The sequence below is a fragment of the Paenibacillus sp. XP01 genome, assembly GCF_057364885.1.
Genome location: NZ_CP139481.1, coordinates 5,231,997 through 5,245,498, shown reverse-complemented (window position 1 = coordinate 5,245,498; position 13,502 = coordinate 5,231,997). Strand labels below are relative to the sequence as shown.

Annotated in this window: 10 protein-coding genes; 5 read left to right on the top strand and 5 right to left on the bottom strand. The window is 51.2% G+C overall.

The annotated features are described in order from the left end of the window. Position 1 precedes the first annotated feature (1 nt). On the top strand, positions 2 to 1,939 hold the full coding sequence (locus SNR34_RS23685) for a beta-glucoside-specific PTS transporter subunit IIABC (RefSeq protein WP_486180317.1): 1,938 nt from the start codon (positions 2 to 4) through the stop codon (positions 1,937 to 1,939). An 831-nt stretch (positions 1,940 to 2,770) separates the two neighbouring features. On the opposite strand, the gene gdhA is transcribed toward SNR34_RS23685, so the two are convergent. Beyond that, complete coding sequence (gdhA, locus tag SNR34_RS23680) at positions 2,771 to 4,147, bottom strand: NADP-specific glutamate dehydrogenase (RefSeq protein WP_236415727.1); 1,377 nt, start codon at positions 4,145 to 4,147, stop codon at positions 2,771 to 2,773. A 392-nt stretch (positions 4,148 to 4,539) separates the two neighbouring features. On the opposite strand from gdhA, the gene SNR34_RS23675 reads away from it, so the two are divergent. From SNR34_RS23675 to SNR34_RS23660, 4 genes are all read left to right on the top strand, one after another. Next, complete coding sequence (locus tag SNR34_RS23675; RefSeq protein WP_486180316.1) at positions 4,540 to 5,013, top strand: GreA/GreB family elongation factor; 474 nt, start codon at positions 4,540 to 4,542, stop codon at positions 5,011 to 5,013. Beyond that, positions 5,003 to 5,509: a cation:proton antiporter regulatory subunit gene (locus tag SNR34_RS23670; protein ID WP_486180315.1), complete on the top strand. Its 507-nt coding sequence runs from the start codon at positions 5,003 to 5,005 to the stop codon at positions 5,507 to 5,509. The genes SNR34_RS23675 and SNR34_RS23670 overlap by 11 nt, the downstream gene beginning before the upstream one ends. 3 nt (positions 5,510 to 5,512) lie before the next feature. Then, positions 5,513 to 6,727: a cation:proton antiporter gene (locus tag SNR34_RS23665; protein ID WP_343261110.1), complete on the top strand. Its 1,215-nt coding sequence runs from the start codon at positions 5,513 to 5,515 to the stop codon at positions 6,725 to 6,727. Between the two features lie 299 nt (positions 6,728 to 7,026). Then, on the top strand, positions 7,027 to 7,764 hold the full coding sequence (locus SNR34_RS23660; protein WP_486180314.1) for a cyclase family protein: 738 nt from the start codon (positions 7,027 to 7,029) through the stop codon (positions 7,762 to 7,764). 226 nt (positions 7,765 to 7,990) lie between these two features. Here SNR34_RS23660 and SNR34_RS23655 read toward each other — a convergent pair whose 3' ends face one another. The 4 genes from SNR34_RS23655 to SNR34_RS23640 form a co-directional block, all read right to left on the bottom strand. Further along, on the bottom strand, positions 7,991 to 8,191 hold the full coding sequence (locus tag SNR34_RS23655) for a hypothetical protein (RefSeq protein WP_236415735.1): 201 nt from the start codon (positions 8,189 to 8,191) through the stop codon (positions 7,991 to 7,993). A gap of 332 nt (positions 8,192 to 8,523) precedes the next feature. Beyond that, positions 8,524 to 10,353, bottom strand: a complete 1,830-nt coding sequence (locus SNR34_RS23650) for an ABC transporter substrate-binding protein (protein ID WP_486180313.1) — start codon at positions 10,351 to 10,353, stop codon at positions 8,524 to 8,526. 116 nt (positions 10,354 to 10,469) lie between these two features. Next, positions 10,470 to 11,984, bottom strand: a complete 1,515-nt coding sequence (locus SNR34_RS23645; RefSeq protein WP_486180312.1) for an ABC transporter permease — start codon at positions 11,982 to 11,984, stop codon at positions 10,470 to 10,472. 12 nt (positions 11,985 to 11,996) lie between these two features. Continuing rightward, positions 11,997 to 13,439 carry an ABC transporter permease gene (locus SNR34_RS23640; RefSeq protein WP_486180311.1) on the bottom strand — a complete coding sequence of 481 codons (1,443 nt, stop codon included), beginning with the start codon at positions 13,437 to 13,439 and terminating at the stop codon, positions 11,997 to 11,999. Positions 13,440 to 13,502 lie beyond the last annotated feature (63 nt).

The window sequence follows — 13,502 nt, the reverse complement described above, 5'->3', positions numbered from 1 at the left end:
CATGAACCATGGCAAAACGGCCAAGGAAATTCTGGACGCCGTCGGAGGCAATGATAACATCAATAACGTCGTTCACTGCGTGACCCGGCTCCGGTTTAACCTGAAAGATATGAAAAGCCCGAACAAGGAAGAGATCAAAAACATCGACGGCGTACTTACGGTGGTGGAGAGCGGCGGTCAGTTCCAGGTAGTCATCGGCAATGAAGTGCCGAAAGTGTATGAAGCACTCGTACAGCAAATGGGTGGCACCAATTCGATGGCTGCAAATGCCGATTCGGAAGCAGCGGGTGAGAAAAAAGGGTTATTCAGCCGTTTCGTGGACGTCATCTCCGGCGTGTTTATGCCTGTCGTTGGGGTGTTGTCCGCTGCAGGTATTCTCAAAGGATTGCTGGCTCTGTTCGTTACGCTCGGTTGGTTGACCGAAGAGATGAGCACGTACAAAATCCTGTTTGCGACGGCGGACGCGTTGTTCTACTTCTTCCCGATTTTGCTCGGCTTCTCTGCAGGTAAAAAATTCGGAGGTAATCCGTTCATTTCGGCAACGATCGGTGCGGCTATCGTTTATCCAACGATGACCGCTGCGTTTACGGACGGAACGGCCATGACGTTCCTGACGATCCCGGTTGTTCTGATCAACTATACGTCATCCGTCATTCCGATTATTATCGCCGCATATATTGCAGCTGTTTTCGAGAAATGGGTGACGAAAATTGCGCCCTCTTCCATTAAAATGTTCTTTGTCCCGCTGGCCACGCTGGCGATTGTTACGCCGGTGGTATTCCTGGCCGTAGGACCTGTAGCTACCTTGATTAGTGATTTCTTGGCCAAAGGGGCCATGTGGGTTTACGAAGTGAGCCCGGTTGTTGCAGGTCTGGTTCTTGCGGGGATCTGGCAAACGGTCATCATTTTTGGCTTGCACTGGGCATTCATTCCGATTCTGATCAACAACATCGTGACCAATGGATTTGACCCGATTAACGGCATGCTGTTCTGTACGACATTTGCACAAACGGGGGCGGCATTTGCGGTTGCGCTCAAAACCCGTGACAAACGCTTGAAACCGATCGCGATGTCTTCCACGATTGCCGGACTGATGGGGGTTACCGAACCGGCGATCTATGGGGTTACCCTCCCGACCAAAAAACCTTTCATCATGGCTTCCATCGCCAGTGCAATCGCGGGAGCCGTTGCGGGTGTCTTGGGCTCGACGGCTTATGGATTTGCGAGCGGCGGAGTGTTCGGTATTCCGTTGTTTATCAATCCAAAAGGCGTGGATAGCGGTTTTGTCGGCTTCCTGCTGTCGCTGGTCGTAGCATTTGTGGCCGCTTTCATTCTGACTTACCTCTTTGGTTACAAAAATGCTCCAGCAACGGCATCCGCATCTGCATCGAGTGCATCGGCTGAAGGCTCCGACGGCAAATCGGAATCCACGACCGTTGCGCCTAGCAACACGGCTTCTGCAGTAAAAACGACGACAGGTACCAACGAAGTTAAAATCGTATACAGCCCGCTCGAAGGCAAACTCATTCCTTTGACTGAAGTCGGGGACGAGGCCTTCTCCAGCGGAGCCATGGGACTAGGTGCTGCAATTGTGCCTGCCAAAGGTGTCGCATACGCTCCGTTCGACGGCGTCATCGTGACCATGTTCAAAACAAAACATGCCATCGGCATTCTGTCCGAAGACGGCGTGGAGATTCTGATTCACGTGGGCATTAACACCGTCAGCCTGAAAGGTCAACATTTCACCTCGTTCGTGAAAGACGGCGACACGGTGCGCCGGGGCGACAAACTGGTCGAATTCGATCTGGATGCCATCGCCGCAGCCGGATTGGATACCACCACTTCCGTCATCGTCTCCAATACGGCGATGTTCACCGATATTCAGGCTCAATCTCAGGGCGACATTAAACCTGGCGATGCATTGATGACGGTGAAGTAACTTTGAGTTGAAAAGGGCACTGAGGTGCTCTAGCCAAGTCATTGAGTTTCTACATTATAATAGAATATCCAGCGATGAATTGAGCGAATGAAATCAGAGCGAATGATACCGGACGAGAATTGCCGGATGATTCGCTCTTTTGTTATGCGATGGTGAGAAATGCTGCTGCTGCCAATGCCGGTTGCTTGATGCTCATATTGGTGCTCAAATCTCACTTCGGTGTTCTATACGAATGCTGATGATGCCGGATGCTCATACCAGAGCTCAATGTTGCAGGTGCTCGATGTTCATGCCGCAGTGCCAACGATAATCCTGAGCTTCACCCGCTCGAGCGCTAACGAATCTTAAACACCTTATTAGGGTGATTTTGGAGGCTTAGGAATGCTAACGAACATTAGAAACCCTTAGAAACGTGAAAAGAGGAATGATGCCCCGAAATCATTGAAATAACGTGCGTGAGATTCGTTAGAATTTGGTCAAGCGTAGATAGGGGGAAATAAGGCTCTCTCAGGTTCGTTACAGACTTTATAAGTATGCACGGGGCATTACATACATGTGCCAGAGGGTCGCGAAAGAACGAGAAGTATTCGGTGCAGTGGATGTCTTCGGCAGATTGTTCTTCCTCCGTGTCACTCGAGTCATCGCACGTGCGGTTAAGCACACAAAAAGGAGTATCCCATGCCATTTTCATGACAATAAGGGATACTCCTCTTGTATGATCAGAGGGAGTTACCAGAGCCGGTCGGTTAAGGGCCGCCACTTAATGGACCCAGGCCGCAAAGACGGCTTATGCTGTAAATGAACCCGGTACACCCCGTTGTCCGGTCCGGATTACACGATACCTTGAGCGATCATGGCGTCAGCGACTTTGAGGAAGCCTGCGATGTTGGCACCGGCTACAAGATTGCCTGGACAGCCGTAACGATCCGCAGCGTCTACGCAGCTTGCATAGATGTTGCGCATGATGTCATGCAGCTTTGCATCCACTTCTTCAAAGGACCAGGAGAGACGCATGCTGTTCTGCGACATTTCCAGCGCGGATACGGCAACGCCGCCTGCGTTGGCTGCTTTTGCAGGTCCGAACAGAACGCCTTCTTTCAGGAATACGTCGATGGCTGCCAGCGTGGAAGGCATGTTTGCGCCCTCGCCGATCGCTTTTACGCCACCTTTGACGAGCTGTTCTGCCGCTTGCTCATCAATCTCGTTTTGCGTTGCGCAAGGCAGTGCGATGTCGCAAGCAATGGACCAGATGCCTTCGCATCCTGGCGTATACGTTGCATGTGGATGAGCTTTGACGTATTCGCTGATCCGCAGGCGATCCACTTCTTTGAGCTGTTTAACCGTATCGAGGTTAATGCCTTCCGGATCATAGATGTAACCGCCCGAGTCGCTGCATGCCACAACTTTGGCGCCCAGCTCTTGCGCTTTTTCGATCGCATAGATCGATACGTTACCGGAACCGGAAACGACCACGGTGCTGTCTTTGAAGCTAAGGCCTTTGGATTGCAGCATTTCGTTGACGAAGTATACGCATCCGTATCCCGTTGCTTCTTTGCGTGCAAGGCTTCCGCCGTACAACAGGCCTTTGCCTGTCAGAACGCCGGCTTCATGAGCGCTGCGGATACGTTTGTATTGTCCGAACATGTATCCGATTTCTCTCGCGCCTACGCCGATATCGCCTGCAGGAACGTCGGCATCGGAGCCGATGTATTTGTACAGCTCGGTCATGAAGCTTTGGGTGAAGCGCATGACTTCCTGATCCGATTTTCCTTTTGGATCGAAGTCGGAGCCGCCTTTACCGCCGCCGATCGGCAGGCCGGTCAGTGCATTTTTGAAAATTTGCTCAAAGCCGAGGAACTTCACGATGCCGGCATATACCGACGGATGGAAGCGAAGGCCGCCTTTGTAAGGTCCGATAGCGCTGTTGAATTGCACGCGGAAACCGCGGTTAACCTGTACCTTGCCTTGGTCATCGACCCAAGGTACGCGGAAAGTGATGACGCGTTCCGGCTCAACGAGCTGCTCGAGCAGCGCCTGGTTCATATATTTTGGATGAGCTTCAATGACAGGAATAAGGGAGTCCAGAATCTCCTTGACGGCCTGATGGAATTCCGGTTCATTCGGGTTACGGGCAATGACCGATTCATATACGGATTGAACATACTGGGCGGCAGTGGACTGGTTTGAAGCAGTAGTAATCGTAGACACTTTTTCGAAGCACTCCTTTGTGGTGTTAAAGTATACGAATCCCTCTTTGCATAAATCGCATAAAAGTTTGTAGTTAAATATACAGTAAAGATCATAAAAATACGAGATGAAAACCCATAAAATGTTTTTTATGACGCAATTAAAAACTTCTATGAAACTGTCATGCGATGTCAAGGATACATGTGATGTACCTCATGATTGCAAGTGACTTTGTGTTGATAACGCGAAGTTAAATGAAATAGGCTGGATTAAAAAATTCAATTTGGTAAGATGGTATTACGACCACGGATTCCGGGGTCATTAATGCTAAAAAGGGAGGAAAAGCAGCATGAAAAATCAACATTCGGGCAGCAACGTGGAGAGAAAGGCGTGGATTGGAGGTGAGATCTATTATGAACCGTAGGTCTCAAGTGCAAAATTGCAGAGAGAAGCTGGTTGCGCAGCTGATTACGCTGGGGGAAGAGAAACGAGCGTTTCTTGACGCCTATTTTGACGTGCGCGAACCGGAACGTGCCCACATGGAGCGGCTGTTGAAGGCGTATACGCAGTGCGTTGAGAAATTGTTGCAGGAGCCGGATGGCGAGCTGGATTCGATGGTTCTCATCGGCAGCAGCGTGGGCTTTGAGTACATCGATTTTCACACTTCGGACTCTTTCATGATTACGATGCCGGATGAAGCCGATCCGGACCAAGGGCGCATCTCCTTCTTGTCCCCGGTAGGCCACCAATTGCTGCTGGGGCGGAAAGGAGAAGTGAGGGCCGTCAGCACGCCATCGGGCTCCATGCGCATACGGATCACGCAGATCAGCATGTCTGACCCAGTGCCGGATACACCGGCGGCTGGAGGTGTCGACCATGCACTTTAAGGAAACGGACCTGCCGGGCATCGGCAGGAAATATTGGCTTCATACCCGCAGCGGCGAACATTTGGTCATCGTCGTGCATAACGACGAGCGGCGGGATCTCTTTCATATGGAAGCAGGGGACCATCCGGAGGAGCTGGGCGACATGCTTTCGCTCGTAACGTTGGATGATGATGAAGCACGCGCCGTCGCGGCCATTATTGGCGGCATGACCTACAAACCTCAGTTCCAGAATGAACGTGAAGTCATGCTGGAGGGCCTGCTCATCGAATGGCTGCGAATCGAGCCGCACTCGGCAAGCATAGGCAGAACGATCGGAGAACTGAATATCCGGCAGGAGACGGGTGCCGTCGTGCTCGCCGTAGTAGAGCGAAGCCGCACCAAACAATTTAATCCGGGACCCGAGTATGTATTTGCGGCCGGAGCAACCGTCGTTGTTGCAGGAGAGCGGGATCAGATCAGGCAACTGAAGCAATTGCTCGCCACCGGAGGGCTGTAGCCCATGGATAAGCTCATATTCGAAGTGGGAATTGCCGTTGCGCTGATTACACTTACGGGGCTTATATCCGCACGATTGCGTTTTTCGGTCATTCCGTTCTATATTCTGATCGGCATGGCTGTCGGTCCGCATGCCCCCCAGTGGGGCATCGTGGATTTGCGTTTTATTGAAAGCTCAACCTTTATCGAATTCATGGGCAGGTTGGGCATACTGTTTTTGCTGTTTTATCTTGGACTGGAATTTTCGGTGTCCCGGCTCATGAAGTCGGGCAAAGCCATTCTGACCGGGGGCATGTTCTATGTGGGCTTGAATTTTGCTTCAGGTCTGCTCCTGGGCTGGCTGGCGGATCTGCCGCTGAAAGAAACGCTGGTGGTATGCGGCATCATGACCAGTTCCTCTACCGCCATCGTGGCCAAGGTACTGGTCGATCTGAAGCGCACCGCAAATCCGGAAACGGAAATCATCATGGGCATGATCATGTTCGATGATCTGTTCATTGCCATTCATATTTCCATTTTGACAGGTCTTGTGCTTAGCGGAGCGACTTCGTTCTTAAGCGTGCTGCTGGTGTGTTTGTCGGCACTGCTGTTTATCGTGGTGTTCCTCGTCGTTGGACGGAAATGCATCAAGTACATCGACAAAGCGCTGAACATCAAATCATCGGAGCTGTTTCTGTTAACGGTCATGACCTTGCTGTTTCTCGTGGCTGGATTCTCCGAAACGCTGCATGTTGCCGAAGCCATCGGTGCGCTGATGATGGGGCTTGTGCTGGGTGAGTCCAGGCATGCTTCCCGGATCGAGCATCAGGTGATGCCGTTCAAAGATTTTTTCGGCGCGATTTTTTTCTTCGGGTTTGGCTTGACGATCGAACCTGCCTCGCTTGGGGGAGCGGTGGGCATGACGGTGCTCGCCGTTGTGCTGACCATCGTATGCAACTACGGTGCCGGCATGATTGCGGGCAGGCTGTCCGGCATGTCGCCCAAAGCTTCGCTGAACGTAGGATTTACGCTGGTGTCGCGGGGAGAGTTCTCGATCATCATGGCCAACATCGGCAAAGCGGGAGGCCTAATGGCCTCCATTCAGTCGTTTGCCGTGCTGTACGTGTTGATTCTGGCCGTGCTTGGCCCAATTCTGACGAAGGAGTCGCCATGGGTTTACAAGCAATACGAGCGTTTTCGGAAAAGGGGCAGCAAGAAGCAAAGTGAGGAAGCTCAGTGAGAAATCTCAGTAAAGAAACAAAATAAAGAAGCGTATTAGAAATAAGGTGGCAGATGAAATACCCTGAGTCTTGCTTGGATACGGGGAAGATGTGTACAGACCCCAAAGACAACGGAAAGACATCATATTGTTGGGAAAGTCGTGCCCTAGGCACGGCTTTTTCGCTTGTGGGGACATTATGACCGAACATTATTGGAATTTTTTATTTCATATATTCCACATGGGGATACTCCACAAATCCGAGGGGATGGGATATAATAGGAGAAATTTATTCCAATATACGCATGAGGTGATTTCAAATGTCGAACGAACTTTTGCAAGCCTTGCAGCTATTGAAACAGAAAAAATGGGTTGACCTGACCCATACCTTCGGTCCGGAATCACCGCATTTCTCCGCCTTTGATGCTGCGCGATTTGATACGTTGTTCAATCATGACCAGGGCTTTTTCGCGCAAAGCTTCACATTTCCTGGGCAATACGGCACACATCTGGACGCGCCAATCCATTTCGTTCGGGATACTCGATATCTGGAAGAGCTGGATTTGAAGGAGCTTGTGCTGCCGCTCGTTGTTATTGACCAATCCGAAGCGGTTGCGTCGAACCCCGATTTTACGCTGAATGTGGAGCACATTCTCGCATTCGAGGAGGAGCACGGGACGATCGAGCCGGGCAGTTTCGTGGCGCTGCGCACCGATTGGAGCAAACGCTGGCCAAGCCATGAGCAGTTCGACAACAAGGATGCCGAAGGCAACAGCCATGCACCGGGCTGGTCTGTCGGGGCATTGGAGTTTTTGTTCCAGGAGCGCCGCATTCAGGCGATCGGCCACGAAACGTTTGATACGGATGCGGCGGTCGATTATCAGAAAAACGGATCGCTGCTGGCAGAGTATTACGTGCTTGCTCAAGATACATACCAGGTGGAGCTGCTGAAGAATTTGGACCAAGTGCCTGCCAAGGGAGCCGTCATCTTTAATATCGTGCCCAAGGCCGAAAAGGCATCCGGCTTCCCGGTTCGCTCCTTCGCAATCTTGCCATAACTCCATTACATTAACACGGAATGAAGAACAGGAGGCCGCCCCGGCCTCCTGTTTTGAATTTAACCTATGGAATGGTACCCGTTTTTGGCAAAGTTAAAGTTGAACAAGGCTATGACCGCAAAAGAAAAATTGCGAATCGTTGTTTTTCTTATTGAACCAATGTCGAAACGTTCTTTGGCATGGAATGCCTTACATATCGTTCGCGCTAATGTGCTTGCCTTTTCGATTATTTGGAATCGGTAAAATGGGAGTCGTTGAATCGTCGCAGTATTCTCTTCTCCGCTCTCTTGAATCCAAGCCATCGCTTTAAACGCCCTTGTTCCTTCCTGACCTTTAACGTTTCTTTCATGCCCAAAATAATCAGTTCGGACCTTCTTCTGTCCTCGCGGCTCGTTTCCCGCAGTTCCTTGATAAAATTTTCGTCCATGTTATGCCTCGCGTATGTACAGGATAGTATTTATATTATAGCGAACATATGTTCCGTTATCAAGTTTTTCCATGGTAATCTTTCTGCCCGGGGAAGTTTTCGTGAAATAGAGCACAGGAAGAGTGGGGTGTTTATGACACAATATTTCCGGGAAGTGCCGATATGTAATGAAGACCGATTGGATCAAACGATGTAAATGTGAAAAACAGCCTCTCCTGCGAGCCGACATGGCGTGCGGGAGAGGCTGTTTGATGTCCAAAGGATCAGACGGGGATTAGTCCGGGTTCGGCAGCGCCAGAGATCGGCTTTGATCAAACCGCCCTGCATGAGGCTTACTTTGAAGCTTTGTATGCGGCCAGGAACTCTTTCACTTTTGCCGGGTCGGCCTTCAATTCGTTTCCGGTTTGAACGAGCGGGCTAACGGTGGAGTAAGCTTTGATTTTGTTGTTTTTGTAAAATTGCAGAATGTCATCCTGGTTGATGGAATACAGGACCGCTTTTCTCAGATCGCTGCTTTTGGCTACGTCGCGGTTGGCCGTGTTGAACAACAGGTAGCTCACGGCATTGCTTTGCATGCTTTGCAGCTTCAATTTGCTGTCGCCTTCGATAATGTCGTACTTCGTTTCAGGGACGCCGTAGTAAACGTGGATCTCGCCGCTGCGCAGGGCGGAAAGGGCGCTGTCCGCATCGGCGATGAAGCGAACGTTGACTTGAGAAATTTTAGGCGCATATTCAGAGCCTGGGCGATAGCCGGGATTTTTCAGGAACACGCCTTCGTAGTCGTTTTTGTAAGACAGGATGTAAGGACCGCTCGTGTACAGCGTATTGTTGTAAGCCGCGCCTTCGGTTACCGTATTTTGGTCTCCGTAAGGAATGTCCTTGTTCACGTCAAACGATGCCACATCATACGTATTGATGCTTTCGACCTGTTTCTTGGACACGATGCCTGCCGATTGGTGAGCCAGGTAGTTCAATACTTGCGGGAAAGGTTCGGTGGTTGTTAATTTGACCACTTGATATTTTCCGGCTTTGTTGTCGGCCTTGGTTTTGTCGGATACCAGTTCGGAGATTTTGCTGTCCAATCCTTTCTCCAGTGCGTCTTTGACGGAGCCGCCGCCGCCGGATTGCTGCGTCGATTCGAGCGCGGCCAGATCGGTGACCAGTTCTACCGTTTTGATATGCTCATGCAGGCTGTATGTCCGGTGATCCGGCACGGAATCTTTATTTTTGGCGCGATCCAGGGAGAAGATGACATCGTCCGCGCCTACGCGTTCGCCGGTGTCCACCGCTTTTTTGTTTTCGATCTTCGCGAAGTTGATGTCGTCGCGCAGGATGAAATAGTATTCGGAATTGCCGTCCGCAATGCTGTAATTATGGGAAAGGGAGGCTTCCGGCGTGATTTGGTCATCGTCCGTCAAGTTCACCAGACGCACATACATGTTGGTGTTCAACTGGTTGATGGAACCGTCGTTGCCTTTGATCGGGTCAAGGGAAGTCAGGACGGACGCGCTTTGCGTCAGAATCAAAGGCTGTTTGGCGTTCAAAGAGCTGTCTTTGAACTCAATCGGTTCCCAGGCCATGGCCCGGGATTTGGATAAACGTACCGTATCCGCGTTCAGGACCTCTTGATTCAAGGCTTGGCTTTTCAACGAATTGTACAGCGGTACGATATAGGCTTGGTCCGTCACCAGACGCTGCTCCAATTGTTTATACGTTTCTTTGTATTGATCCGGCGTTTGGGTAGCGGCTTGGTCGATCAGTTTGTCAACTTCCTCGTCGGCCAGAATGCTGTAATCCCCGCCGGTTTTGAAAAGGGAACGAACCGCGTAATCCGGGTTGCCGGTTACCGTCGTCCAGCTGGACAAGGCGATGTCATAGTTTCCGGCGTCCTGCTGGGACTTGTAGCTGCCATAGTCGGGCTGCAGGTTCAACTTGACGTTGAAACCATTTTTGGTCAGCTGATCGCGAATGATGTTTACGTCGTTTTCGCTTGAGCTTTGGGCCAGCAATTCGATGTCAACCGGCGTTTGATCCGTCGTTTCCGCCGTATTGGAAGGCGTCTCCGTTGTTTGGGCATCCGATTTGGTTTTGACGCTGCAGCCGGAAATCACGATGACCAGCACGAGCAGCAGCGAGAATAGCGTACGTTTGTTTAATTTCATGTCATAACCTCCACGATAATGTCAGATAAAAGAAAGATGATTCATGCCTATGCTTGATTCCGCAAATATCGAAACAAAGGATATTGCTCATTTTTGGCTAAGCGGGTCGTTTGGTTTTACGCCTTTTCCAGCTTTGGATCCAGGGCATCGCGCAATCCGTCACCCAGGAAATTGAATGAGAGCACCAGCAGAATGATGGCGAGCCCCGGATAGATCGCCAGGTACGAATGGGTTTCCAGATACGTGCTGCCCAATTTGAGAATGTTGCCCCATTCCGGAATGTGCGGCTCCACGCCGAGTCCGAGATAACTCAAGCTGCTGGTTGCGATGACGGCGCCGCCGATGGTCAGGGTCGATTTGACGATCATCGGGGCGAGCGAGTTCGGAATGATGTGTTTGAAAATAAGGGTACGGTTGTTATAACCGAGCGCACGAGCGGCTTCCACGAATTCAAACGTGGAGACGTACAGTACGCTGGCTCTCATCGTACGGGCATACGTTGGTATGGCCCCTAGACTGAGCGCGAGAATCAGGTTCACTGTATTGGCGCCGAAGGCGGCAATGATGGCGATCGCCAGCAGAATGCCCGGAATGGCATAAAGAATGTCGAGCAGCCGCATGATGATGTTATCCGTATGCCTGCCGTAGAATCCCGAGACAGCGCCCAATACGCCGCCGATCACGACGGGAATAAGCGTTGACAAGCAGCCCACGATGAGCGAGATTCTGGCTCCGAATACGATGCGGGAGAACAGGTCGCGCCCGAAATCGTCGGTCCCGAGCGGATAAGCCAGGGAAGGCGGCTGCAAGAGCGCCGAGTAGTCATTTTCCACGGCCATGCCATAGTCAAAGGTATACAGGCTGCAGATCGACATCGCGAACAGGAAGACGATGAAGAACAGGCCGGACATTGCCGTGATATTGGAAGCGAGCCTGGTCCACAGGTCGTTCCAGAAGTTCGATTTCTGTTTTCCCTGCCGACGGATGCGGCCGATGATCGAAATGCCGAGCAGCAGCGCGAACAGATTGCCCGTGACGGTGATCAGGATCAGCAGAATACCCAGCCATGTCATCCAACGCGGAAGATGGCGTTGAACAGGATAACGGGATATGCAAATGAGCACGCCCAACTCGGCTGCAAGCAGCCCCAGCAGTGCTCCCATCGAAGGCAGGAATGTATCGGACACGTACGGTTTGAACACGTTCAATGCGGATACGCCGATCACGAATAGTTGGGTGAGCAGCATATACACCGCAAACGTATATTCGATGCTCTTCTGCTTCCGGATCAGATGGAATGCGGACGCAGCGATGAAAATGTTGCCGGACAACGCGGCCAGAAGCTGAATCCAGGCCAGTCCGCGAACGAGCGTGCCGACCTGTCCATGTTGGAGCAAATCGCCTCGAAGCTTCAGCGTCAGCAAGGTCTGGACGAGCACGAAAAACAGATAAACCAACGCTGCCGTGAGCACAAAGGGCTTCATCTCCCCGAGGCTCCAGTCGTAACTGTTCAACAGCAGCAGCAAAGTCAACAATACGGTGGCGATCCAGGCGAAGCCTGCCTGACGGTATTCCTGCGAAGACTTCAGCCGGAAGCGCATGGACGATAGGGTAGAATCCGATTTTGTCATGATGCACCTGCTTTAATATTGTTTCATCTTGGAACGTACACGCGGATCAATGAAGGCATACAACAGATCAACGATGACGTTGATGATGGAAATCGTAATGGCAGTGTATACTACTCCGCCCATTATACTCGGAATATCAGGTATAAATTGTTTGTCGACGATGTAGCTGCCGAGTCCGCTAATATTGAACACTTTTTCCGTGACGGCCGCTCCGCCGAGCATGCCCCCAAATTGCAAGCCAACTACCGTGATAATCGGGATGAGCGCATTGCGAACGGCGTGTTTCAACATGACGGTGCGTTCGTTCAAACCTTTGGCTCGGGCTGTCATGACGTAATCCTCATGAATGACCTCCAGGGTGGAAGAACGCGTCATACGGGCCACCGCCGCCGTCAGTCCCGTTCCCAGCACAATCGTTGGCATGATGATGGATAGCCAATTTTGCGGATTGAAGGTAGGGGGCAGCCACTGCATTTTGATCGAAAAATTCAAAATAAAGATAAGGCCTTGCCAAAAGTTCGGAATGGACAACCCGATGAGTGCGATAAACATAAACGTATAATCGAACCATGAATTCGGCTTGATCGCCGAAATAATGCCGATCGGCAGAGCGATCACCAGTGCCAGCAGCAGCGAAATAGCCGCCAAGGTCAGCGTGATCGGGAATTTTCTGGCAATCGTTGCCGTGACGTCTTCGTTCCCGGTGAAGGATTTGCCCAAATCGAACAGCGCGATTCCCTTGATGTTGTTCCACAGTTGAGACAGGTAGGACTGATCCAGCCCATACACGCGATTAAAGTTCGCGATCTGTTCCGGCGTCGCTGTTTCGCCCAAGATGTTCGCCGCCGGGTTAAACGGGGACAGGTACAAAATGGTGAAGACAAGCGTAGCTACGCCGAAGATGACGAATACCGTCATCAAAATCCTTTCGAATATGTACTTGAGGTACGAATTCCCGTACAAGAACAACATGAGATACATCAGACATCCCGGAATGATCGAGAGCGCGAGAAACCAACGGTGGCTGATCAACGAGCGGTACGCATCCGCCAAAGTTAACCGCTGCCGTCCTTGCTCTTGAAGACGAATGGCGGTACGTTCCCGGAGTTCCTTGTGAAACGTTTCTTCCATCCACTCATCAGCCTGGCGTTTGAATTCCTGCTCGCTGACCTGCTGTTTGAAGAACAGGTGCTTGCGCCTGAGCTGATCTTCCACCCGGGAGCGCAACGAATCGCGATAGGATGGGTCGAGCAGATCCTGCTTTGCGGCCTGCTCGGCAGCGAGCCAGCCATCCTGCTTTCGTTCCTTAAGCCATACAAAAAGCACGATCAAATGGATCGGCAGACCTAGTATGAACAGAACATATCGGTACGAGGGGTGCTGCAGCATTTTGCCGTAAATGAAACCCAAGGTGTCCGCTAGCCGTGACGTTTTGCTGCCTTCTGCAACGTTCAAATGTAGTAATCCCCCTTTCGCTGAAGTTTAAATTGCATTATTCCGATGAATATAGTATATATT

Excerpts from the sequence above, each read along its gene's own strand:
- SNR34_RS23685 (WP_486180317.1), top strand. The coding sequence starts at position 2 with ATGAACCATGGCAAAACGGCCAAGGAAATTCTGGACGCCGTCGGAGGC.
- SNR34_RS23675 (WP_486180316.1), top strand. The coding sequence starts at position 4,540 with ATGAACCGTAGGTCTCAAGTGCAAAATTGCAGAGAGAAGCTGGTTGCG.
- SNR34_RS23670 (WP_486180315.1), top strand. The coding sequence starts at position 5,003 with ATGCACTTTAAGGAAACGGACCTGCCGGGCATCGGCAGGAAATATTGG.
- SNR34_RS23665 (WP_343261110.1), top strand. The coding sequence starts at position 5,513 with ATGGATAAGCTCATATTCGAAGTGGGAATTGCCGTTGCGCTGATTACA.
- SNR34_RS23660 (WP_486180314.1), top strand. The coding sequence starts at position 7,027 with ATGTCGAACGAACTTTTGCAAGCCTTGCAGCTATTGAAACAGAAAAAA.
- SNR34_RS23655 (WP_236415735.1), bottom strand. The coding sequence starts at position 8,191 with ATGGACGAAAATTTTATCAAGGAACTGCGGGAAACGAGCCGCGAGGAC.
- SNR34_RS23650 (WP_486180313.1), bottom strand. The coding sequence starts at position 10,353 with ATGAAATTAAACAAACGTACGCTATTCTCGCTGCTGCTCGTGCTGGTC.
- SNR34_RS23645 (WP_486180312.1), bottom strand. The coding sequence starts at position 11,984 with ATGACAAAATCGGATTCTACCCTATCGTCCATGCGCTTCCGGCTGAAG.